24 protein-coding genes are annotated in these 23,135 nt (G+C 33.5%); 15 read left to right on the top strand and 9 right to left on the bottom strand.

All coding sequences use genetic code 11. The annotated features are described in order from the left end of the window. The first annotated feature begins 10 nt into the window (after nt 1–10). Together IE051_RS08935 and IE051_RS08930 are read left to right on the top strand one after the other, a co-directional pair. Nucleotides 11–556 (top strand): YfiT family bacillithiol transferase, encoded by a 546-nt coding sequence (locus tag IE051_RS08935; protein WP_189360445.1) that lies wholly within the window; start codon nt 11–13, stop codon nt 554–556. Continuing rightward, a complete protein-coding gene (locus IE051_RS08930; RefSeq protein WP_189360444.1) occupies nt 557–1,042 on the top strand; it encodes a GNAT family N-acetyltransferase in 486 nt (161 codons plus the stop codon). Here IE051_RS08930 and IE051_RS08925 read toward each other — a convergent pair. Beyond that, a complete protein-coding gene (locus tag IE051_RS08925; protein WP_189360443.1) occupies nt 1,039–1,596 on the bottom strand; it encodes a thioredoxin family protein in 558 nt (185 codons plus the stop codon). The two genes, IE051_RS08930 and IE051_RS08925, sit on opposite strands and share 4 nt — an antisense overlap. Before the next feature lie 47 nt (nt 1,597–1,643). On the opposite strand from IE051_RS08925, the gene IE051_RS08920 reads away from it, so the two are divergent. From IE051_RS08920 to IE051_RS08910, 3 genes are read left to right on the top strand one after another with little or no spacing between them, the layout of a single operon-like run. Then, entirely contained in the window at nt 1,644–1,979 is a 336-nt protein-coding gene (locus IE051_RS08920; RefSeq protein ID WP_189360442.1) for a tRNA-binding protein, read from the top strand. A gap of 3 nt (nt 1,980–1,982) precedes the next feature. After that, a complete protein-coding gene (locus tag IE051_RS08915) occupies nt 1,983–2,885 on the top strand; it encodes a bile acid:sodium symporter family protein (RefSeq protein ID WP_189360441.1) in 903 nt (300 codons plus the stop codon). Next, nucleotides 2,882–3,913 carry a 1-acyl-sn-glycerol-3-phosphate acyltransferase gene (locus IE051_RS08910; protein WP_229796766.1) on the top strand — a complete coding sequence of 344 codons (1,032 nt, stop codon included), beginning with the start codon at nt 2,882–2,884 and terminating at the stop codon, nt 3,911–3,913. The genes IE051_RS08915 and IE051_RS08910 overlap by 4 nt, the downstream gene beginning before the upstream one ends. A gap of 155 nt (nt 3,914–4,068) precedes the next feature. Here IE051_RS08910 and IE051_RS08905 read toward each other — a convergent pair whose 3' ends face one another. Both IE051_RS08905 and IE051_RS08900 read right to left on the bottom strand, forming a co-directional pair. Further along, entirely contained in the window at nt 4,069–4,458 is a 390-nt protein-coding gene (locus IE051_RS08905; RefSeq protein WP_189360440.1) for a PUR family DNA/RNA-binding protein, read from the bottom strand. Nucleotides 4,459–4,617: 159 nt separating this feature from the next. Next, nucleotides 4,618–6,375 (bottom strand): ABC transporter ATP-binding protein, encoded by a 1,758-nt coding sequence (locus tag IE051_RS08900; RefSeq protein WP_189360439.1) that lies wholly within the window; start codon nt 6,373–6,375, stop codon nt 4,618–4,620. A gap of 204 nt (nt 6,376–6,579) precedes the next feature. On the opposite strand from IE051_RS08900, the gene nusB reads away from it, so the two are divergent. The 3 genes from nusB to yajC all read left to right on the top strand — a co-directional run bounded on the left by nusB (nt 6,580) and on the right by yajC (nt 8,388). After that, the gene (gene nusB / locus IE051_RS08895; RefSeq protein WP_229796765.1) at nt 6,580–7,527 is read left to right on the top strand and encodes a transcription antitermination factor NusB; all 948 of its coding nucleotides are present in this window, start codon (nt 6,580–6,582) and stop codon (nt 7,525–7,527) included. Between the two features lie 83 nt (nt 7,528–7,610). Continuing rightward, nucleotides 7,611–8,081: a DUF1573 domain-containing protein gene (locus tag IE051_RS08890; RefSeq protein ID WP_189360438.1), complete on the top strand. Its 471-nt coding sequence runs from the start codon at nt 7,611–7,613 to the stop codon at nt 8,079–8,081. A gap of 19 nt (nt 8,082–8,100) precedes the next feature. After that, entirely contained in the window at nt 8,101–8,388 is a 288-nt protein-coding gene (gene yajC, locus IE051_RS08885) for a preprotein translocase subunit YajC (RefSeq protein WP_189360437.1), read from the top strand. 80 nt (nt 8,389–8,468) lie between these two features. Here the strand turns inward: yajC and cysK are convergent, their stop codons facing one another. The 4 genes from cysK to pepT all read right to left on the bottom strand — a co-directional run bounded on the left by cysK (nt 8,469) and on the right by pepT (nt 11,732). Next, the gene (gene cysK, locus IE051_RS08880; RefSeq protein ID WP_189360436.1) at nt 8,469–9,377 is read right to left on the bottom strand and encodes a cysteine synthase A; all 909 of its coding nucleotides are present in this window, start codon (nt 9,375–9,377) and stop codon (nt 8,469–8,471) included. A 15-nt stretch (nt 9,378–9,392) separates the two neighbouring features. Next, a complete protein-coding gene (locus IE051_RS08875) occupies nt 9,393–9,992 on the bottom strand; it encodes a YdeI/OmpD-associated family protein (RefSeq protein ID WP_189360435.1) in 600 nt (199 codons plus the stop codon). 169 nt (nt 9,993–10,161) lie between these two features. Continuing rightward, nucleotides 10,162–10,335 carry a hypothetical protein gene (locus IE051_RS08870; protein ID WP_189360434.1) on the bottom strand — a complete coding sequence of 58 codons (174 nt, stop codon included), beginning with the start codon at nt 10,333–10,335 and terminating at the stop codon, nt 10,162–10,164. Nucleotides 10,336–10,490: 155 nt separating this feature from the next. Next, nucleotides 10,491–11,732 (bottom strand): peptidase T, encoded by a 1,242-nt coding sequence (gene pepT / locus IE051_RS08865; RefSeq protein WP_189360433.1) that lies wholly within the window; start codon nt 11,730–11,732, stop codon nt 10,491–10,493. Between the two features lie 137 nt (nt 11,733–11,869). On the opposite strand from pepT, the gene IE051_RS08860 reads away from it, so the two are divergent. Beyond that, nucleotides 11,870–12,901: a quinone-dependent dihydroorotate dehydrogenase gene (locus tag IE051_RS08860; protein ID WP_189360432.1), complete on the top strand. Its 1,032-nt coding sequence runs from the start codon at nt 11,870–11,872 to the stop codon at nt 12,899–12,901. A gap of 4 nt (nt 12,902–12,905) precedes the next feature. Here IE051_RS08860 and IE051_RS08855 read toward each other — a convergent pair whose 3' ends face one another. Together IE051_RS08855 and IE051_RS08850 are read right to left on the bottom strand one after the other, a co-directional pair. Then, nucleotides 12,906–14,096, bottom strand: a complete 1,191-nt coding sequence (locus tag IE051_RS08855; protein ID WP_189360431.1) for a zinc-dependent metalloprotease — start codon at nt 14,094–14,096, stop codon at nt 12,906–12,908. 132 nt (nt 14,097–14,228) lie between these two features. Beyond that, nucleotides 14,229–15,176: a T9SS type A sorting domain-containing protein gene (locus IE051_RS08850; RefSeq protein WP_189360430.1), complete on the bottom strand. Its 948-nt coding sequence runs from the start codon at nt 15,174–15,176 to the stop codon at nt 14,229–14,231. A 152-nt stretch (nt 15,177–15,328) separates the two neighbouring features. Here IE051_RS08850 and IE051_RS08845 point away from each other — a divergent pair, with 152 nt between their 5' ends. The 6 genes from IE051_RS08845 (at nt 15,329) to IE051_RS08820 (ending at nt 23,091) form a co-directional block, all read left to right on the top strand. Further along, a complete protein-coding gene (locus IE051_RS08845) occupies nt 15,329–16,192 on the top strand; it encodes a hydroxymethylglutaryl-CoA lyase (protein ID WP_189360429.1) in 864 nt (287 codons plus the stop codon). Nucleotides 16,193–16,362: 170 nt separating this feature from the next. Then, nucleotides 16,363–17,562, top strand: a complete 1,200-nt coding sequence (locus IE051_RS08840; protein WP_189360428.1) for a DUF4856 domain-containing protein — start codon at nt 16,363–16,365, stop codon at nt 17,560–17,562. Nucleotides 17,563–17,655: 93 nt separating this feature from the next. Next, nucleotides 17,656–18,759, top strand: coding sequence for an imelysin family protein (locus tag IE051_RS08835; protein WP_189360427.1), 1,104 nt, complete (start codon nt 17,656–17,658; stop codon nt 18,757–18,759). 54 nt (nt 18,760–18,813) lie between these two features. Then, complete coding sequence (locus IE051_RS08830) at nt 18,814–20,178, top strand: HTTM domain-containing protein (RefSeq protein WP_189360426.1); 1,365 nt, start codon at nt 18,814–18,816, stop codon at nt 20,176–20,178. After that, entirely contained in the window at nt 20,156–22,630 is a 2,475-nt protein-coding gene (locus IE051_RS08825) for a TonB-dependent receptor domain-containing protein (protein ID WP_308427713.1), read from the top strand. The genes IE051_RS08830 and IE051_RS08825 overlap by 23 nt, the downstream gene beginning before the upstream one ends. Before the next feature lie 5 nt (nt 22,631–22,635). Further along, nucleotides 22,636–23,091 carry a heme-binding domain-containing protein gene (locus IE051_RS08820; RefSeq protein WP_189360425.1) on the top strand — a complete coding sequence of 152 codons (456 nt, stop codon included), beginning with the start codon at nt 22,636–22,638 and terminating at the stop codon, nt 23,089–23,091. Nucleotides 23,092–23,135: the final 44 nt, after the last annotated feature.

Genomic DNA, 23,135 nt, shown 5'->3' with positions numbered 1-23,135 from the left:
ATTTGTAAGTATGATAAATCAAGAAATAGAAAAACTTAAATACCCTATTGGACAGTTTACTTGTCCAAACCCAATTACAAAGCAACATCTTGAAGACTGGATTTCAATTTTAGAACATTTTCCAAGTCGATTAGAGCATCTCGTTAAAGGACTAAACAATGAACAGCTGGATACACCTTACAGAGCGGGTGGTTGGACAATAAGACAAGTTGTTCATCATATTTCAGATAGTCATCATCACAGTTATACTCGCTTTAAATGGGCTTTAACCGAAGATAAGCCGGTTATTAAGGCTTATTTTGAAGATCGCTGGGCAGAGTTAGTAGATTCCAAGACGGCGCCAATTGGGATGTCTTTAGACCATATAAAGGCTATTCATTTCAAATTAGTGTATTTGATAAAAAAATGTTCGTCAGAAGACTTGAAAAAAAGTTTTATTCATCCCGAAACGAATGATGAAGTCAAACTTGTTTATAATATTGGTAATTACGCATGGCATAGCAATCATCATTATGCACATATTGAGAATTTAATGAAACGAAAAGGTTGGCTTTAGATGATTAGATCGGTGCATTTAAATGATGCTCAGGCATTATTAGATATTTATAATTATTATGTACTTCATACTACAGTGACTTTTGATATTGAACCGCTATCAATTGATGCGTTTATTAACAAGTTAAATCATATCAATAAAGATTATCCCTTTATTGTTTTTGAGGTGGATGATGAAATTTTAGGATTTGCCTATGGCAGCCGATTCAGACCTAAACCAGCTTATAATTATGTCGCCGAATCTACAGTGTATGTAAAGCATGGGGCTCAAGGTAAGGGGATAGGTTCAAAATTATATGCTCAACTTTTAGAAGAACTAAAACGAACTGAACTTCACACCGTTTTGGGCGTTCTTACAATTCCTAATGAGGCTAGTGTTAAACTGCATGAAAAATTCGGGTTTAAAAATGTAGCTCTGTTAAAAGAAGTAGGCTTCAAATTTGAGGCATGGCAAAATGTTGGCATTTGGCAGTTACATTTGCGCTAATTTTTCCACTTTATGTTACAGCCAATACTAGGTTTTTGATTGACCGTATTTTGTTTATTCTCTAGTAGGCAATCTAAAGCATGTCTTAAGTCTTTTCCGTTCACAGGCAGATTATTGCCAGGTCTGGAATCATCAAGTTGCCCCCTATAAACTAATTCCAAATCCTTATCAAAAATATAAAAATCTGGTGTACATGCCGCATTATAGGCGTTCGCTACTTCCTGGGTTTCATCGTATAAATATGGAAACGCATAGTTCTCAACTTCTGCATGCACTTTCATTTTATCAGGTGAATCTTGTGGATAATTAATAGCATCATTACTTGAAATAGCCACAAATGAAATACCTTTTGAAATATAGTCATTAGATAATGCAACCAGTTCTTTATTAACATGAATCACGAAAGGGCAGTGGTTGCATATAAACATAATGACTGTGCCTATATTGCCTTTTAGATCGTTTAGACTCACATGTTCTCCTGATACTGTATCTTGTAAATTAAAATGAGGTGCTTTTGTTCCAAGAGGAAGCATATTTGATTGTGTACGTGCCATAGTTTAGAATTTTATTCAAAGTTCGTGATTATTTGTATTTTTAAGCAATGCAAGATATAATATCTTTTGAAGAATTTAAGAAAATAGACTTTAGGGTAGGCACTATTCTTGAAGTTTATGACTTTCCAGAAGCCAGAAAGCCAGCCTATAAAATGACCATTGACTTTGGTCCATTGGGCATCAAAAAGACCTCCGCTCAAATTACCACACTTTATAAAAAAGAGGATTTGGTTCAAAGACAGATTATAGCAATAGTCAACTTTCCAAGAAAACAAATTGGTAAATATATGAGTGAATGTTTGGTTTTGGGAGCAGTAGATGGCAAAAAGGTTATACTTTTGAAGCCGAATTCAGAAGTAAAAAATGGAACCCCGGTAAATTGATTTATGCAAGAATTAGATAAGGTTAGAATTAACTTTGACAGTAATGGTTTATGGGTTTTAAATATAGCCTTAGGTATAGTAATGTTTGGCGTGGCATTAGGGATAACTTTTGATGATTTTAGTGCGCTAAGAAAACAACCAAAACCAGTTTTAATTGGTGTTTTAAGTCAATTCGTTTTATTGCCATTTATTACATTCATTTTGGTCGTTTTATTACAACCACAACCAAGTATTGCCTTAGGAATGTTTATGGTTGCAGCCTGCCCAGGAGGTAATATTTCTAATTTTATGACACATATGGCAAAAGGTAATACGGCGCTTTCAATTAGCCTAACTGCCATCGCAACATTTTTAGCGATAGTAATGACACCCTTTAATTTTCAGTTTTACAGCGGCTTGTATGGGCCTACCGCTGAAATATTACGTACTGTTCAATTGAATTCATATGAGCTAATTAAGCTAGTTGTTTTGATTTTGGGGATTCCTTTGATTTTAGGCATGTTATTGAGATATAAATATGAATTGTTGGCTTTAAGAATATCGAAGGTCTTGAAGCCTTTGTCTATACTTATTTTTGTCGCGATTGTTATTATTGCCTTTTCCAAAAACCTGGATGTTTTTAATACTTATATTCACCATGTTTTAACTATTGGAATATTACATAATATTATAGCTATTCTTTTAGGATATTCGGTTGCCCGATTATTTTGTTTGTCTTTTAAAAACAGAAAAACCTTAGCCATAGAAACAGGTATTCAAAATTCAGGACTTGGTTTATTACTGATTTTTACTTTTTTTGATGGTTTAGGAGGCATGGCTATTTTAGCTGCCTTTTGGGGTATTTGGCACATTATTTCTGGGTTATTATTAGCGCTATATTGGTCTAACAAAAATGAAGTAAAGTGAAAATTATTTGGTTGACTTTTATTAAATCCTATGTGAGTCTGGGATTATTCTTCTACTTTAAGAAAATACACGTTTTTGATGTGGCTCATATTCCTAAAAAACAACCGGTTTTACTTTTAAGTAATCACCAAAATGCTTTGCTAGATGCCTTAATTATAGCTGTAAAATGTGACCGTTTTGCTTATTTTTTGACCAGAGCAGCAGTATTTAATAAGCCTGTCATAACTGCAGTTTTAAAAAGTTTACAAATGTTGCCAGTATATAGGATTCGAGATGGTTGGAGTAATTTATCCAATAATAATGTCATTTTTGAGACTTGTTCTAAATTGTTGAATAATAATGAAACGGTTGTTATATTTCCAGAGGGCAATCATAATTTAAAAAGAACAGTAAGACCGTTAAGTAAGGGGTTTACACGTATTATAATGGATACTTTAGAGAAATATCCCAATATCAATTTACAGTTGGTTCCTGTCGGGTTAAACTTTAGGAATCCCAGTAAATTCCCGGATGAATGTGCTATTTATTTTGGAGAGCCCATTCAGGCAAAAGATTATATGGTTAAGAATAGGAACAATGGCGTAGCAGAGCTGAAAACAAAAGTGCAATTTGAAATTTCTAACTTAACAACACATATTCCTAATGATGACTATAAAAATAAACTTGAAAGATTAGAGGCATTACGGGTTGATTTTCTGGATCCACATCGCGTAAATCAATGTTTGGCGTCAAATTTTGTTAATTGTACGGTTGGAAAAAAGAATAGCTTAAGTACACTCAGTAAAATATTTAAGTTTTTACTAATATGTAATACACTACCGCCGTACCTAATTTGGAAGTTTATTGCTGAACCGAAAGTTAAGGAAAAGGAGTTTCTGTCTACGTTTAGGTTCGCCATGGCTATTACCATATTTCCACTTTATCTGCTTATTGTATTCATGGTTCTAGGTTCAATAGTTGGCTTTGGGGCTATATTGCCGTATATAGTATTCGTTTTATTATTGGCACTAGGAACCATAAAGTTATAGTTGTTTTCTGAAGTATGCCCGAGGTATTTGAAGCCTGTTAGATTGTTTCGAATCATTAGTGGTTTTTTATTAATAGCAATTTTGAAGTGAATCTATAGGCAAAAAAAAACCGTTACATACTGATGCAACGGTTTTTAGTAATATTTATGTTTTAATTAGATATCATCAAAATCAATATCCGTGAAACTTTCAGGTGTTTTTGTTTTAACTTCAGCTACAACCTCATCTTCATTAGTATTATAGTCTTTCTTGAAATCTTTTTGATGACGTTCACTTATAACCTCATCGCCTTTTTCATTAATGATATAGTCAGTCATTTCAGCAAGAATCTCTTTAAATTCTGAAAAGTCTTCTTTGTAAATATATATTTTATGCTTTTTGTAATGAAATGATCCGTCATCATTAGTGAATTTTTTACTTTCTGTAATCGTTAAGTAATAATCCTCTGCCTTTGTAGCTCTTACATCAAAAAAATAAGTGCGACGTCCTGCTCTTAATACTTTTGAAAAAATTTCCTCTTTCTCCATCATACCGTTATTATACATAGTTGAATTTTAGTTTAAACAATTTCATTTGTTTATCAAAAATCCATAAAAAAACGTAACTAAACAACAATTTTTATAGTTTCTTTTTAAAACATTGATTTTACTAATTGTTTATTAAATGTAATTTTTTGTAAAATATTATTGGACAATAGGTTATGTTTATTTCGATGTGTTTTCGCTTAATTGTTTTAAATAAAGGTCTTTGTAATAGCCATCAATAGTAATCAGTTTCTCATGGGTACCTTCTTGCACAATTTCGCCATCTTCTAATACAATAATTTTGTCAGCATTTTTAGCTGAAGAGACCCTGTGACTAACAATAATAGACGTTCTACCCTTTGAAATTTTATTAAGATTCGTAAGGATTTTTTCTTCAGTCTCAGTGTCAACAGCAGATAGACAATCATCAAATAAAAGAATTTTAGGCGATTTAAGAATGGCCCTTGCTATGGATACACGTTGTTTTTGTCCACCCGAAAGTGTAATACCACGCTCGCCGAGAACAGTATCATAACCTTTATTAAACTTAATGATGTTTTTGTGTACTTGGGCATTTTTAGCTGCTGCAATGACTTCATCATCCGTAGCATCTTGATTACCAAATTTAATATTAACTTTTATGCTATCTGAAAATAAAAAGGCATCTTGAGGCACATATCCAATACTATTTCTTAATTCGTTTAAATTAAGTTGATCAATTGCCGTATGATTGACCACAATTGAACCTTTATCCACATCATAAAGTCTACCAATTAAATCAAGAATAGTAGATTTTCCAGACCCAGTTTTTCCTAATATAGCTATGGTTTCACCTTGTTTAATATCAAAACTAACACCTTTTAATGCTAGAATGTTGGTGTCATCATATGTAAAGTAAACATCTCTAAAACTTATATCACCTGTTATTTCTGTATGCGTTTTTGTATTGTTTTTAATCTCGGGCTCTATTTTTAAAAACTCATTAATTCTTTTTTGTGAAGCTTCCGCTTGTTGCACGATAGATGTTACCCAGCCAACGGTAGCCACTGGCCAAGTAAGCATGTTTACATATATTATAAATTCAGCTATAGTACCAATGCTTTCTATTTCCCCATTTATGTATTGTGTACCACCTACATAAATGACAAGTAAATTACTGGTGCCAATAAGTAAAATCATCATAGGGAAAAACCACGCTTGTACTTTGGTGAGGTCTATTTGTTTTTCTTTACTTTCGGCCGCTAATGTTTTAAAGTTAACCGAGGTTTGCGGTTCAATACCGTAGGCTTTTATAACCGATATCCCACTAAAAGATTCTTGAGTAAATGTAGATAGTTTTGATAGATACTCCTGCACTATGGTACTACGCTTATGTATTTCCTTGCTTAATTTGTAAATTATAACAGAAAGAATAGGTAATGGTAGTATGGTGTAAAGTGTCAATTTTGGCGACGCACTAATCATATAAATAATGACTATAACAAACAGAGCAATAGTATTAATACTATACATAATGGCTGGTCCTGCATACATTCTTACCCTACCAACATCTTCAGTGATTCTATTCATTAAATCTCCTGTTCTGTTTTTTTTGTAAAAATTTAAGGAGAGTTTTTGATATTGTTCATAAATCTCATTCTTTAGATCAAACTCAATATAACGAGACACGTTAATAATGGTTTGCCTCATAAAAAAGGTGAGAATACCACCAATGATTGCAGCTCCAATTATTAATAATATAACTTCCATTAATTCAGATTTCACGGTAGCTATAGAAATATCGTCCTTAAAATAAGTTTCAATAATTACAAAGATTTCTTTTACATATCTTGGTGTATACAACAAAAATATTCTGGCCACAATGGTAATAATGATACCAATAATAAGATGTGTTTTATATTTTAAGAAGTATTTATTTAAATGCCGTAATTCTATCATTTATTCGATTGTAAAAAGAAGGACAAATATAGGGCATAATTGATAAGTATGTTTATTGAACGGAACTGCTATTTGTTAAAAATAGCTTAAAGTATAGCGGTTACAATAAAATGAATAATTAGCTAAATATTTTTAAATATAGTGTTATTTTTGCGCCAGAATAAATGAAATACTTTTAGTTTTTTTTAATTAAAGTTCTTTGTAATGATGTTAAACAGACGACATATTCGTGTAAAAGTAATGCAAACTTTATATGCTTTTAAAGGCAGTGAGAGTGATGATTTAGCAAAAGATCAGAGGTTTTTACTTTTTAGTATAGACAATATGTATAATTTGTATCTTTTATTATTATCACTATTAATTGAAGTACAGAAAAGAGCTGAAAACGACTTAAAAAAGAAACAAAACAAACACCTAGCAACTAAAGAGGATAAAGATCCCAATAAAAAGTTTGTTAATAACCAATTACTTGCACTTTTAAAGGATAATCAAGGTTTAAAGGAACAATTGGAGACACACAAAATATTCAACTGGGAATTAGATGGGGAATATGTGGATGTGATTTTTAAGGCTATTGTGGCTAGTGAATTGTATAGTGAATACATGGAAACTAGAGTGTCTGATTTTAAGGAAGATAAAGATTTTGTTGTAGATATATTTAAAGAGATTATTGCACCAAATGATAAACTCTATGATTATCTAGAAGATAAGAACCTAACTTGGTTAGATGATCTGCCTACTGTAAATACTACAATTTTGAAACTTTTGAGGAAAGCTAAAGCATCAACTGTTGATAGCTATTTTATACCTAAATTATATAAAGACATTGAGGATAAGCAGTTTGCTATTGATTTATTTAGAAAAACGCTTTTAAACAGAACAGCCCTAAATAAGGAGATAGAACAAAAAACAAAAAACTGGGATGCCGAGCGTATTGCTAATGTTGATTATGTGCTTTTACAAATGGCCATATGCGAATTGAAAAACTTTCCATCTATCCCTGTAAAGGTTACCATTAATGAGTATCTAGAAATTTCAAAAGAATATTCAACACCAAAGAGTAGCATCTTTATTAATGGAATCTTGGATAAAATTGTTAAAGAATATGAAGCCTCAGGCGAATTAAATAAGATAGGTAGAGGTTTAATGTAAAATTCTGTTAAGAACAATACAAAAATTTTTAATAGACCAAATAATTCCTATTTTTACCAACGAAAAATTTAAAATTTAAGACCATGAACAAATTAATTTTAGGATTAGGTGCCTTATGTTTAGTTGCCTTTACCTCATGTAAAGAAAATGCAGCAAAAAAAATCGAAGCAAGTAATGTGGCAGCAGCAGCTGAGCGTGATGCAAGTGCTTCTAAATTTCCAGTTATTGAATTTGACAAAAAGGAACATGATTTTGGAGAAATAGAATCTAGAGCTGCAGTAGAGACTACCTTTAGCTATACTAATTCTGGTGATGCACCATTAGTAATTACTGATATTAAAAGTTCTTGTGGATGTACAGTTCCTCAAGATTGGAGCAGAGAGCCATTAGCACCTGGAGCATCTGGAAAATTTACGGTTAAATTTAATGGTAGTGGATCTAATAAAATAACAAAAACAATTACTGTTACGGCCAATACAGAAAAAGGTTCAGAGGTAGTTAAAATTACGGCTTTTGTTAAGCCAGACCCGAACAAAGCAAAACCAACAAGCTAAAAGCTAAATTTAAATTAAAATGGGAGAAGGAATAGGTAGTTTATTGCCGTTTGTATTAATGTTTGTAGTAGTGTATTTCTTTATGATTGCACCACAAATGAAAAGAGCAAAAAAAGAAAAGAAATTTGCGGCTGAATTAAAACGCGGTGATAGAGTGATAACTAAAAGTGGTTTGCATGGCAAGATTGCTGAGTTAAATGATAAAGATAATAGCTGTGTTATTGAGACTATGGCAGGAAAACTTAAATTTGACAAGTCCTCAATTTCAATGGAAATGAGTACAAAACTCAATGCGCCAGCTAAGTAATAATTAACCTTAGGTTAGAAACAAAAAGAGCTTCCAATTATGGAAGCTCTTTTTGTTTTTATATTAACTCTAGAAATGTATTAAAACAGACCATCAATGGATAAGTACCGTTCTCCAGTGTCATAATTCATGGTAAGAATAACATCTGTTGATTTAAAATCGGATAGTTTTTTTCTAACAGCAGCCAAGGATGCCCCTGAAGAAATTCCTACTAAAATACCTTCTGTTTTTGCTATGTTTTGAACTTCAGAAAACGCCTCTTCTTTAGTTATAGGTATAGCACCATCCAAGGTCTCTCTATTTAATACTTCTGGAAAGAAGCCCGGACCAATACCTTGAAGTGGGTGAGGACCAGCCTCACCGCCTGAAAGGACTGCTGAATCCTTTGGCTCAACGGCAAATACTTTTAAATTAGGAAAGGTCGCTTTTAAAACTTCAGACATACCTGTAATATGTCCCCCTGTTCCTACACCAGTGATTAAATAGTCAAGGCCGGTTGAGAAATCTTTTAGTACTTCTTTTGCTGTGGTCTGCCTATGAATTTCTGGGTTAGCCTGATTAGTAAATTGGGAAGGCATCCAAGCATTTTTATTATTTTCTACCAGTTCATTGGCCTTTGCTATGGTACCTCCAAGACCTTCTTCCTTAGGCGTTAAAACAAGGTTTGCCCCATAGGCGGCCATGAGAGCGCGTCTTTCAATAGACATTGATTCAGGCATAACCAAAGTAAGCTTGTATCCTTTAACAGCGCATACCATAGCTAAACCCACCCCTGTATTACCAGATGTAGGTTCAATAATGTCCGTCTTTTTTGATATCAATTCCTTTTTTTCAGCATCTTCAATCATGGCAAGGGCTATTCTATCTTTTATACTACCTCCAGGATTCGATTTTTCTAGTTTCATCCAAACATTGGCATCTGGAAATAATTTACTTAACCTTACTGTCGGCGTGTTTCCAACGTTTTCAAGAATATTATTTAGTTTCATTGTTATATTTTTTAATTAACAGTTTTTGTACTTGTCGTATAGTCCCTTAGATGCACTAATCAAAGGAATAATTTTGCTTATTCTATTTTGCTTTGTAGATTCTCGTTTAGCCGTCATAATATATTCACAATACTCTCTTTGTTTTGAGTTTGACAAGGATTCAAAACAATTGTTCAATGTTTTATCAGAGTTAAGCATTGTTTGAAGTTCAGATGGTATGACAACTTGCTTTTTTGTGCGGTCAGGTTTTATCTCCTTATTTAGTTTTTGATTTTGAATGGCTTCAAGTATATAGGTGTTTATAATGTTGGTATTTATATCCTCAATTGAGTTAAAACGTATTTGACGCATGGCTTTTGTTTTTCCTTCCTCAATATTTTTTATTAGGTTATATGGGTCTGTTAAAAAGACCCCATTAAAAAAACAGATGGCCAAGTGATTTTTGAAAGCCCCTAAACTAATTACATTTTTATTATTAATAGAATACTCTGGGGCACCCCATTTAATATGCTCCTTTAATTCAGTCTTAAGTATTACCGCGCGCAAAAGGGTTAGAGCATCACTAAAGTTTTCATGCAATTCAATATATTCTTCAACGGAATTCACTTTTTTCATAGTTTATCAAAAGATCATTTAAATATAACCAATAAAATTAATTTAGGCAGCTCATAATTTAGGACTTAACGCGTTTTTAGAGATTTAACCATGGCTTAAGATGGCATATTGAAGATATAAAAAAAGGAAACATTTGTGTTCCCCTTTTTATCATTTGCTTAAAATAAAACTATGGTGTCATCATAATGCGTTTAGCTTCTGCTTCCAAATCTATATAAGGTTTGCCTTCAACCGCACCATCTACACCTTCAATAGTGCCTCCTTGAAATTCTCCAGGGGATTTAAACAAGTCACTAACATTGTCGCCACTAGAAAAGCCCACACATAATCTTTCTCCTGACAAAGTGAATTTTTTATTTTTTATATTGTGTAATAGGTGTTTGATTAATAGCTAAATAACGAGTTATAAATTTAGTAAAAATCAAAAGAAAGCTTCTGGTGCTGGACTAAAAAGTTGTGTAGAATTCTATTTTACAAAGGTTTAAAAATAAGTCAACCTTAATTATCTTTAGCTGCAACTAATTCCGCAATTTTGCATATTACTTCAGTAGCTTTAATCATACTTTCTACAGGAACATATTCATAGCGTCCATGAAAATTGTGACCTCCAGCAAATATGTTTGGGCAAGGAAGCCCCATATAGCTGAGTTGAGAACCATCAGTACCACCACGAATTGCTTTAATTAAGGGTTTGATTCCTACTTGAATCATGGCTTCTTCCGCCAAATCAACGATATGCATTACTGGTTTGATTTTTTCAAGCATATTGTAATATTGGTCCTTAATTTCTGTAGTAATAACTTCTCGTCCGTATTGCTGATTAAGTTCTTTGGTGAGTTTCATCATCACTTCTTTGCGTGCTTCAAAATGACCTTTATCGTGGTCTCTTATAATATATTCTAAAGTCGTTTCTTCAACATTACCAGATATATCATGTAAATGAAAGAAGCCTTGATAGCCTTCAGTGTGCTCAGGTGTTTCCATTCTAGGAAGCGAGTTAATAAACTCTGTTGCGATATACATGGAGTTTATCATTTTTCCTTTTGCATAACCAGGGTGTACAATTTTCCCCTGCACTCTTATTACCGCTCCGGCGGCATTAAAATTCTCATATTCAAGTTCTCCAATTTGACTACCATCCATGGTATACGCCCAATCAGCGCCAAATTTAGCTACATCAAATTTATGAGCCCCTCTTCCAATCTCTTCATCTGGTGTGAAACCTACTTTTATAGTTCCGTGTTTAATTTCTGGATGATTTATTAAATATTCAATCGCTGAAACGATTTCGCAAATACCGGCTTTATCATCCGCACCCAAAAGGGTAGTCCCATCTGTAGTAATTAAAGTTTGTCCCTTATATTGTAATAAGTCTTCAAAATAATCTGGAGATAATATGATATTTTCCGCTTCATTTAGAATAATGTCTTTACCATCATAACATTCCACAATTTGCGGTTTAACATTTGCACCAGTAAAATCAGGAGAGGTGTCAAAATGCGAAATAAATCCTATGGTTGGAACTTCATGATCAACATTACTTGGTAATGTAGCCATGATATAGGCGTGCTCATCAATACTCACCTCTTGCATACCAATACTCTTGAGTTCATCAGCAAGTTTGTTGGCTAAATTCCATTGTTTTGCTGTACTTGGTGTTTCGTTAGACGAAGGATCAGACTCTGTGTCAACGGTAACATAACTCGTGAAACGTTTGATGATTTGTTCTTTTGAAATCATAATGTGATGATTGGTAATAATGAGAAATTAATGGCTTTTGATAGAGTTAAAAATACAATTAATAATTTTTTTGAGCTTAAAAAAACATTGATTTTTTAATTACCCAAATAAGGACTATTTTTGCACAAATAATACAGATGTATAAACAATTTCTTCGTCCATTATTTTTCTTGTTCGATCCTGAAAAAATTCACCATTTTACGTTTTCATTAATTAAATTTAGCTCAAAGATTCCAGGTATATCCGGCTTGTTTAGAAGCTTATATGTGCTTGAGGATAAAAGTCTGGAAAGAAAACTCTTTGGATTGACCTTTAAGAACCCTGTGGGATTAGCCGCCGGATTTGACAAAAATGCCGTGCTTTTTAACGAATTGGCCGATTTTGGTTTTGGTTTTATTGAAATAGGAACAGTTACCCCAAAAGGTCAGGCAGGAAATCCTAAAAAGCGATTGTTTAGATTGAAAGATGATCAGGGTATTATTAACCGTATGGGCTTTAATAACAAAGGCCTAGAGGCAGCGGTTGAGAAATTAAAGAAAAATAAAGGAAAACTGGTTATCGGCGGAAATATTGGGAAGAATACAGATACCAAGCCAGAAGATTATACAAAAGATTACTTAGCTTGTTTTAATGCCCTGCACCCATATGTTGATTATTTTGTTTTGAATGTGAGTTGTCCAAACGTAGGAAGTCATGCCAAGCTAAAGGATAAAGATTATTTGGAAGAGTTGATACGTGCTGTCCAAAATGCCAACGCTACTTTTAATGTTGAAAAGCCTATAGTTTTAAAAATTGCGCCAGATTTGAATACTAATCAGTTGGATGAAATTATTGAACTGGTCATGGATACAAAGTTAGATGGTGTTATTGCAAGTAATACATCAATAGATCGATCTGGTTTAAAAGCCTCAGAAGATTTACTTAAAAGTATTGGTAATGGTGGACTTAGTGGGCAACCTATAAAAGATAAGAGTACTCAGGTTATTAAATACCTCTCAGAACAAAGTGGAAAAGCTTTCCCTATAATAGGTGTTGGAGGGATTCATTCAGCAGATGATGCACTTGAAAAGATCAATGCAGGAGCTGATTTAGTCCAAATTTATACTGGATTTATTTATGAAGGTCCCAGTTTGATTAAACAAATTAATAAGGCTTTACTCAAAGCCTAAGCTCTTACTTTATAAACCTTTTAATTATTCTGGAGTCGGCATTTGTTAATACTAGAATGTAGCTACCAGATGAAAGGTTTTCAATACTAATTTGACTATTGCTTATCGTACCACCATAAAGGGTTTGGCCCTGTAGATTCATAATTTTAAACGTAAGGGAACTAAATCCTTGGGCATCTTTTAACTGAATTTTATGGCCAATAACAGGATTTGGATAAATAGAAATCGTTTTTAAATCATGTTCTATTACCGAGTAGTCTTCGTTTAATTCAATGTTATTGTCAGATTGTATAAATCCATTGATATCCGCTTGAAAAAAAGCATACATCCGCGCTAGTTGTTGCGTTGAGAAATAACTGCGACAAGCTTTTCTTGAGTATGACATAATGTTTTCAGTATCTGGACTGAATAAATCACCATTGGCATCAGTAAGTCCACCTATATATTCGCAATTACTATTCGTGTTTTTAGTGGACAATCTAGGATCGGCAGGGGTGTCACAGATTCCATCACCATCTGTATCGCAATTACTACCATCAACCAATTCAGTAGTTAAGGTAGAACTGGAAGGTCCGTGTGTATGAACTAAAGAGAAAATATGGCCCATTTCGTGCGCTAACGAAGAATTGTTTGTCGCACAGTTGTTTTTCATTAATATAAGCTTCTTATTATCTTGATTAATGCCATAACCACAGATACTTTGTTCTGAAGCATTTTCTATATAATTCGTAAAATAGATATTAATAATGCCAGCAGCATAATTTGTTTCTAGTAGGTTTTTTTCATCACCTTTTATAAAATGATCATAACTATTAGTTTCATCGATATAGTTTATTTCCTCAAAAACATAAAATTGCATATTAGCATTAGCATAAATACTATTTAAATTTTCAATGGCATCTTCTAATTGATATTGGTCTAATCCGTTAGAGCCATTAGAATTTCTAATGATATGTATTTTTACGGGAATTTTGTTAATTGTTTTGCCAGACTTAGAAGATTTAGCATATTGCTTATTATAAAAGTCTTGCTCATAGGGTTTCATCTCCAAACGCAAACTTTTGAGGTGCTCAATATTGTCCTTAGTAGTTACTGTTTCGCAATTATTCTCAATTAGATTTTGAGCAAATAAACTCGTACTCCATATTAGAAGAATGAATAGTGTTGCAAAATATTTAGTAAAAGATAGTTTCATTTGGGACAAAACATTTCTCCAAATGTATCTCATTACTAAGGCCCTAAATAATAAAAACGTTAAAGGCTAGAATAAAATCGACAAACCTATGAAGGGTAGGTTTTATAGGATTATTGGCAGTATCTGCATAAATTATTTAATAATCAATTTTTGAGATTTACTTAAGCCTAATTCATCGTTTATTCTAAGTATATAAATTCCCCTGTTAAGTCCTGACACGTCTATTTGTAGATTAGAATCTTTGTCTGCGATTAAATATTGCTTGACTAATTGACCAAGTTTAGAATAGATTTCAATAGTTTCAATCTTACTGTTTTTTAAGTTTGAAATAGAAACCGTACCGGTGGTAACAGGATTTGGGAATACATGAAATCCTGAAGTGTTTTCAAAACTAGCACTACTCAAGGTTGAATTTAATGTAAATGTAACGGTGGCTATTTTAAGACCATTCAACGGGGCACCGTTTATCATAAATACACCAACTTTTGGATTACTAGCAGCATTAGCAGATGCATAGTCTAATCCATCATCTGTACCAGCATCATACGTAAATAGGTCTAGGCTGTAGGTTGCTTTCCAACCATTGTTACTCGTGCTTCCAGATCTTAATGATTCACTATTCACCCCAATAAACCAATCTGGGCTAGGGGCCACCATAGATAAAAATGTAACTAAAGGAAATGCTTCATTAATGGTTACATTATTTATACTGGCAGAACTAATGGCGCCTCGGGGGCTAAAGCCTGCCTGTTTGTATTGATCAGCCGTATTAGCTGCAATTGCTGAACTTACTTCACTTTGAAAACTTGAGGTCCCTCCAGTTTCAGCAATATTTTGTACCCCTTGACTTGCGATGTCTCCTAAACTAAAAAACTCATTTTCATTCTTATGTGTAACAAAGGCCAGCGGAGACCAATGCGGATCATTTGGTAAATTATTATCTAGGATGCTCCCATGATCTGCAGCGTTCCAAGTAGTGGTTACTGTTATAGTGTAATTTGCCGTTGATTGACTGTAGGATAATGTGCTCGCAAAAACGGTTAATATAGTCGTTAAGAAATACAATGTAGTTTTTTTCATATTGAATGCTTTGGAAATTAGGTCGAACATTGCTTGTCCTACTTACAAAAAATGATGTTTTACTTTCCGGATGTGATTATTGGTTGTTGGCGTTAACTTGAGACTCTAAAATTGAATTATTAGTATTATTTTTATCCCTTGTAATAGATGTTATGCAGAAGCCAGTAAAAATAATTGAATGTCCAAGGGACGCCATGCAGGGTATAAAGGAATTTATACCAACCAAGCAGAAGGTACAGTATATTCAATCTTTATTACGTGTGGGGTTTGACACTATTGATTTTGGGAGTTTTGTATCTCCAAAAGCAATTCCTCAAATGGCTGATACTGCTGAGGTTTTGGCGAATTTAGATTTGAGTAAGACATCTAGTAAACTGCTTTCCATTATTGCAAATACCAGAGGAGCGAGGGATGCTTGTTTACATGCCGAAATTGATTATTTAGGATATCCATTTTCTATTTCTGAAAATTTTCAAATGCGAAACACGCATAAAACCATTGCGCAATCTGTAACTACACTTTCTGAGATATTAGAAATTGCAGAAAAGGTAAATAAAGAAGTAGTTGTATACGTATCTATGGGCTTTGGTAATCCTTATGGTGATCCATGGAATGTCGATATTGTAGGGGAGTGGACTGAAAAATTATCAAAAATGGGTGTTGAAATATTATCATTAAGTGATACAGTTGGTACATCTTCACCTGAAACCATAGATTATCTGTTTAAAAATTTAATACCGCTTTATCCTCAAATTGAATTTGGGGCTCACCTACATACAACCCCTAATACTTGGTACGAAAAAGTTGATGCCGCCTACAAAGCGGGATGTAATCGTTTTGATGGTGCCATTCAAGGTTTTGGTGGTTGCCCAATGGCTAAGGATGAATTAACAGGTAATATGCCTACCGAAAAGCTATTATCATACTTCACGGCGCAAAAAAGTAATTCGTTAAATGCCTTAAGTTTTGAGAGTGCACATAACGAAGCGTCTAAAATATTCAAATTTTATCATTAATTTTTTTCTTACTAAATAGATGCTTTTCAGGTGTTTATATTTATTTAGGAAAGTTTATTTAAATTTAATCTAAATAAACTTTGTGTAAGTAATAATGAGTTTTATATTTGCAGCTGAAATAAATTATTATTTATATTAAGTCTAAATAAAAGCCAAAAAACAAGTTAAAAATGAAGAAAATAATACTTAGCCTATTTGTAGTTTCAGCCTTATTTCAATCATGTTCAAGTGATGATGATAATACTGGAGGAAATGAGAACGTAATAGCCCCAGCAACATATAATTTTACAAGAAATGGAAGCACAACCGTGAGTTACTCTGGTCAAACCACGAGAATCGCAATGGCTGAAGAATTAGTTTCTGGTTTTAAAGTTACTTCTAATTCAGAAGCGGTATTAGACGCTATGTTTGCTCATGAAGCAGGTAATTCTGATTTTTCAGATGCAGATTTAAACGCATCTGACAAAAATGTAAGAAGTAAATCAGCTGCTTCAACTGATTATTTTGCATCAAATACTACAGATGCAAATGCAATAAAAGCAGATTTTGATTCTTGGATCAAATTACAGGTAGATGAGGTGTTCCCTAATTGGGCCAATATCGCTACTGCTGGTAATGCTGGTCAACTCCAAGAAGGCGGTGGCGGATCAACAAGGTATATTAATGCCAAAGGCTTAGAGTACAATCAAGCCTTTGCGAAAGGATTAATTGGAGCCTTAATGACCGATCAAATTCTCAATAATTATTTAAGTGTTGCAGTTTTAGATGCAGGTTCTAATGTTGAAGACAATAATAATGGTGTTTTAGCAGAAGGCAAGGTTTATACAAATATGGAACATAAGTGGGATGAAGCTTTTGGTTATTTATATGGAGCTGAAGCTGACCCAGAATTGCCAACCTTATCTGCAGATAGTTTTCTAAACAAGTATTTAGGAAGAGTAGAAGGTGATGCCGACTTTGCGGGCATTGCACAAGATATATATGACGCATTCAAATTAGGACGCGCCGCCATTGTAGCCAAGAATTATGACGTAAGAGATGAGCAAGCCGAAATTATTAGAGAGCTAATATCAGAAGTTATCGGAGTACGAGCCGTTTATTATTTACAACAAGGAAAAGGGAGTTTGACTACTGATCCAGCAGCTGCATTTCATGATTTGTCAGAAGGTTTTGGTTTTGTTTACAGTTTACAGTTTACAAGAAAGCCGAATTCAAACGACCCATATTTTACAAAGTCTGAAGTAGATGCTTTTATTACAACATTAATGACAAATAATGGATTCTGGGATGTTGCTCCAGAAACATTAGATGTTATCGCAGCAGCAATTGCAGCACAATTTGATTTTACAGTTGATGAAGCTAAAGAATAAAATTAGAAATTATTAATTTATAAAAAAGTAGTTTTTGAGTGTAACCACTCAAAGGCTACTTTTTAGTACTTTTGCAAATATTTTAAAAAGGATATGTTTACATTAAGAAAAGTGTTTTGGTCAGTATTTGTTATCTGCTGCATGGTGGCATGTAGTTCTTCAGATGATAATCCCGGAGGAGGTAATAATGGTGATGGGTATAATAGAGGAGCTCTATTGATAAATATGGCCGATAACATTATTATTCCAGCCTTTCAAGATCTTGATGCTAAGCTAGAGGCTTTAAAGTCTTCTAAAAACACTTTTATTGCTGCACCTAATCAAGTTAATTTGGGTGAAGTAAGAACTGCTTGGTTAGAGGCTTACAAAGTGTGGCAATATGTAGAAATGTTCAATATAGGTAAAGCTGAAGCGATAACTTATGCTTTTCAAATGAACGTGTATCCAACGTCAACTCAAGATATTGAGGCCAATGTAGCTTCTGGTTCTTATGATTTAGAGCATCCTAACAACAATGATGCTGTAGGTTTTCCCGCATTAGATTATATGCTTTTTGGTGTAGATGTTGATGACGCAGCTATTCTTACAAAATATGCTGATGCAAAATACGCAACATACCTATCAGACTTGGTAGATCAAATGAAATCTTTAACATCTATTGTGTTGAGCGATTGGAATACAACCTACCGCGACGAATTTGTGAATTCAACCGATAATACGGCAACCAGTGCCTTAAATAAGTTTACTAATGATTATGTATTCTATTTTGAAAAAGGCTTACGTGCAAATAAAATTGGGATTCCAGCAGGGAATTTTTCTGCAACTCCACTTCCTGAAAAGGTAGAAGGACTTTATAGCGACGTATATTCGAAAACTTTATCGCTTGAAGCGCTAAAGGCTGCAGAGCAATTGTTTCAAGGTGAAGCGTATTTAACGAATGCGAAAGGTGAAAGTTTTAAAACCTATTTAGAATTTTTAAAAAGAGAAGATTTAGTGTCAACCCTCAATACACGATTTGTTGAGGCCGATGCTAAACTACAAGTATTGAATGATAGTTTTTATGATCAAGTAAATACGGATAATACAAAAATGACACAGGCTTATGATGCCCTTCAAAAAATAGTAGTTCTATTAAAAGTAGATATGCTTCAGGCATTCAATATTAGTGTGGATTATGTGGATGCCGATGGCGATTAAGCAAAAATAAAATTAACAATTAGGTTGTCTTCATGACAACCTTTTTTTGTGTTTATGATTTCTAGTATAGCAACATATTTAAATAGGCAAACTAGTGCTGCGCCCCTTGCAGTATTTAGAATGTTTTTTGGTATTATGATGTGTTATGGAATGATTAGGTTTGCTTATCATGGGTGGATAGATACCCTGTATATTCAGCCAAAATTTCACTTTTCTTATTTTGGGTTTGAATGGGTAAAACCTTTAGGTAATTATACATACCTCTTATTTATAATATGTGGTCTGTCGTCCTTAATGGTAGCTGCTGGTTATAAATATAGATTGGCCATCATTACTTTTTTTCTCAGTTTTACCTATATTGAATTAATGGATAAAACCACCTATCTTAACCATTACTATTTTATAAGTTTATTGAGTTTTGTTATGATTTTTTTACCGGCAAATGCTCATTTTTCCATTGACAATATTAAAAGAGGGACATCCTATGAAAATATACCTAATTGGACCATCGATGCAGTGAAGCTTTTATTAGGAATCGTTTATTTTTACGCTGGATTGGCAAAAATTAATAGTGATTGGTTATTTCGTGCTATGCCCTTAAAAATATGGTTACCCTCAAAATATGATTTACCTTTAATAGGAAACTCACTGATGCATCAAGATTGGTTTCATTTTGCTATGAGTTGGTGTGGAATGCTCTATGACTTAGCCATACCATTTCTTTTATTATACAAACGAACACGGTTATTTGCCTTTGTAATGGTGCTCTTTTTTCACATTTTTACTAGAGTACTATTCCCTATTGGAATGTTTCCATTCATTATGATTGTTTCTACTTTAATATTTTTTGATTCCGGATTGCATAAAAATATCATTAATGCGATTAAAAAAGTATTGGGTAGCATAACCGCAAAGGTAGGTATCCATTATAAGGCATATTATACATATAAGTTCAGAAAGCCTGTTATCATGCTTTTTACCTTGTTTTTTACTTGGCAACTATTATTCCCTTTTAGGTATGTCTTATATCCTGGAGAATTATTTTGGACAGAAGAAGGGTTTCGGTTTTCATGGCGCGTGATGCTTATGGAGAAAATGGGGATAGCGACATTCAAAATTGTAGACGGCGAAACAGGAGATTATTTTTATGTAGAAAATAGTGACTTTTTAACAGATTTTCAAGAGAAGCAAATGAGCTTTCAACCCGATTTTATTTTGGAATACGCCCATTATCTGGGGAATCATTTTAAAGGACAGGGACATCAAAATATTCAGGTTTATGTTGAAAGTTTTGTAGCGCTTAACGGAAGGTTGAGTCAGCCCTATATAGATGATAAGGTTGATTTGTACCAACAAAAGGAATCACTAAAATCGAAAGATTGGATATTACCATTTAATGATGAAATTAAAGGATTGTAAACTTGTTTTTGCGCTATTGTTTGGCGTAATACTTTATGCACAGAATAAGGTGAGTGGGGTTGTATTATTCGCTGGGAATAATACACCGGTAGCCGAAGTGAATATTTATGATAAAACATCTGGGCTAATAACAACTACTAACGCCAATGGTGAATTTGAATTTTTAACTTCAAAGGAAAGATTAACCTTAATATTTTTCTCTTTTGAATACGAGGTAAAGGAAATGCTTATAGAGGCTTCAAATAGCGAAAATTTGAGTGTTGTTTTACAAGATTTAACTACGCAATTAAGTGAAGTTGAAATCACAGCTAGAAAACGGAAATTATTCGAATTACAACGTTTAAAAGACATAGAAGGGACTGCAATTTATGCCGGAAAAAAAACAGAAGTGGTTTTGGTAGAACAATCTATGGCTAATTTAGCGTCAAATAATGCCAGACAAATCTATAGTCAGGTAACCGGCCTGAATATTTATCAAAATGATGACGCCGGCTTACAGCTTAATATAGGAGGTAGAGGTTTAGACCCAAACAGAACTTCAAACTTTAATACTAGGCAAAACGGATATGACATTAGTGCTGATGTATTGGGTTACCCTGAAAGTTATTACACGCCGGCTTCTGAAGGTATAGAGCAAATTCAAATTATTAGAGGCGCGGCTTCCTTACAATACGGAACGCAATTTGGAGGATTAATTAATTTCAAAATGAAATCCCCTAACCCTAATAAACCTGTTGAGTTTGTGACACGGAATACGCTGGGTAGTTTTGGTTTGTACACTAATTTTACTAGTTTGAGTGGAACCAAAGACAAGTTTAGTTATTATACGTTTTTTAATTATAAGAAAGGTGATGGTTTTCGCCCGAATTCCGAATTTGAATCTAAAAATGTATTTGCACATTTAGGATATCAATTTAGTGATAATACTAAGTTGGAAGGAGAAATCACTTATCTAAATTACCTAGCGCAGCAAGCAGGAGGGTTAACGGATACCATGTTTGAGCAGGATCCTTTGCAAAGTAATAGAACTAGAAACTGGTTTGAAGTTAATTGGTTGCTTTACAATTTAAAATTTAAACATGAGTTTAGTGAAAAAACTAATTTTACGTTTAACTTTTTTGGCTTAGATGCGTCCAGAAAAGCCGTAGGCTTTAGAGGAGATCCTTATCCAACCGGGTTAAATAAAAACCCTATTGTTACTGAGGATATTCAAAACAATGATGGTACATTTTTTTATAATAGAGATGTCATAGAGGGTACTTTTAAAAACTGGGGTGCTGAAGCTAGATTGCTAACCAAATATAATTTTTTGAACCAAGAATCAGCATTGCTAGTCGGTACAAAATATTATCATGCTAATAATGCAAGTCTACAAGGAGCAGGTAACAAGGGAACAAATGCAGATTTCACCATCTATAATAATGATTTCCCAGAGTACCCCAATGAATCAGATTTTAAGTATCCAAATAGAAATTTTGCTGTTTTCGGCGAGAATATTTTTAGATTTTCAGAAACGTTTTCTGTGACACCTGGATTTAGATTTGAACAAATTAAAACAGAGAGCGATGGGGTTTATTATCAAAAGAATTATGATAATGCAAATAATTTAATATCTTCCGAAGCTTTTGATGACAACCGTGTTTTTGATAGAGCCTTTGTGCTATTGGGAGTAGGAACAAGTTATAAACCTAATGATTTTCTAGAGTTATATGGCAATATTTCTCAAAACTATAGATCGGTAACATTTAGTGATATAAGAACTGTTAGTCCTACATTTATTATAGATCCCAATATCACAGATGAGGAAGGGTTTACGGTAGACGTTGGGTTGAGAGGCCGTTATAAAAATGCTTTTTCATATGATGTAGGTGTTTTTATGGTAAACTATAATGGAAGAATTGGTAACGTACTTGATGACCGTGCAAATTGGGTTAGAACTAATGCTGGAGATGCCCTTATTTATGGTTTGGAAAGTTTTATAGATTGGAATGTCATGGATGCCATAGGCGGCAATTCTAACTATAAGTTAAATCTCGGGTTAAATTTAGCCTATATAGACTCTGAGTATACCAATTCAAAGGTAAATGGTATTACAGGGAATAAAGTTGAGTTTATCCCAGATATTAATTTGAAGACAACCCTACATTTTGGTTATAAAGATTTGTTGGGTAGTATTCAGTATACGTATTTGTCTGATCAATTCACAGACGCCTTTAATTCTCAAAAGGATACGCCTGGAGGATTAAGAGAAGGTATCATTGGAGAAATTCCAGCTTATGATATTTTGGATATTTCATTATCCTACACATATAAACGGTTTAAATTAGAAACAGGAGTTAACAATGTTTTAGATAATAGTTACTTTACACGTCGGGCCACCGGATATCCTGGACCAGGAATTATACCATCGGCACCGAGAAATTGGTATGCCACACTTGAAATTAAAATATAATAAAAATGAAAATAGTTAAGAAAGTACTCGTTGGGTTATTAATCGCATTAGTATTAATACAATTTTACAGACCAGACCAAAATAATGCAGCTACAAGAAATGTGACTGCTTTTGAAGATGAGACAAAGCCAAGCGCTGAAATAGTTGCCATTTTAGAAGCCAATTGTTATGATTGCCACAGTGATAAAACAGCGTATCCTTGGTATTCAGAAATAGCACCAGTTTCTTATTGGATAAACGATCATGTGGAAGATGGTGTTAAACATTTTAATGTATCTAAATGGAGTTCTTATAGCCTTAAAAAGAAAGACCATAAACTTGAGGAATTAATAGAAGAGGTTGAAGAAGGGAAAATGCCTTTAGATTCTTATACTTGGCTACATGGCAGCATGACAGCATCTGAAACGGAAGCCCTATTAGCTTGGGCAAAAAAGGCGAGGGAGTCATATAATATAGAATAGATAATTGTTTTACTTCTGTATTAGCTAACACCCTTAATTTCTTA

This window comes from Algibacter mikhailovii, assembly GCF_014651495.1.
Lineage (GTDB): Bacteria > Bacteroidota > Bacteroidia > Flavobacteriales > Flavobacteriaceae > Algibacter_E > Algibacter_E mikhailovii.
This window is presented reverse-complemented; position numbering and strand designations above follow the sequence as displayed.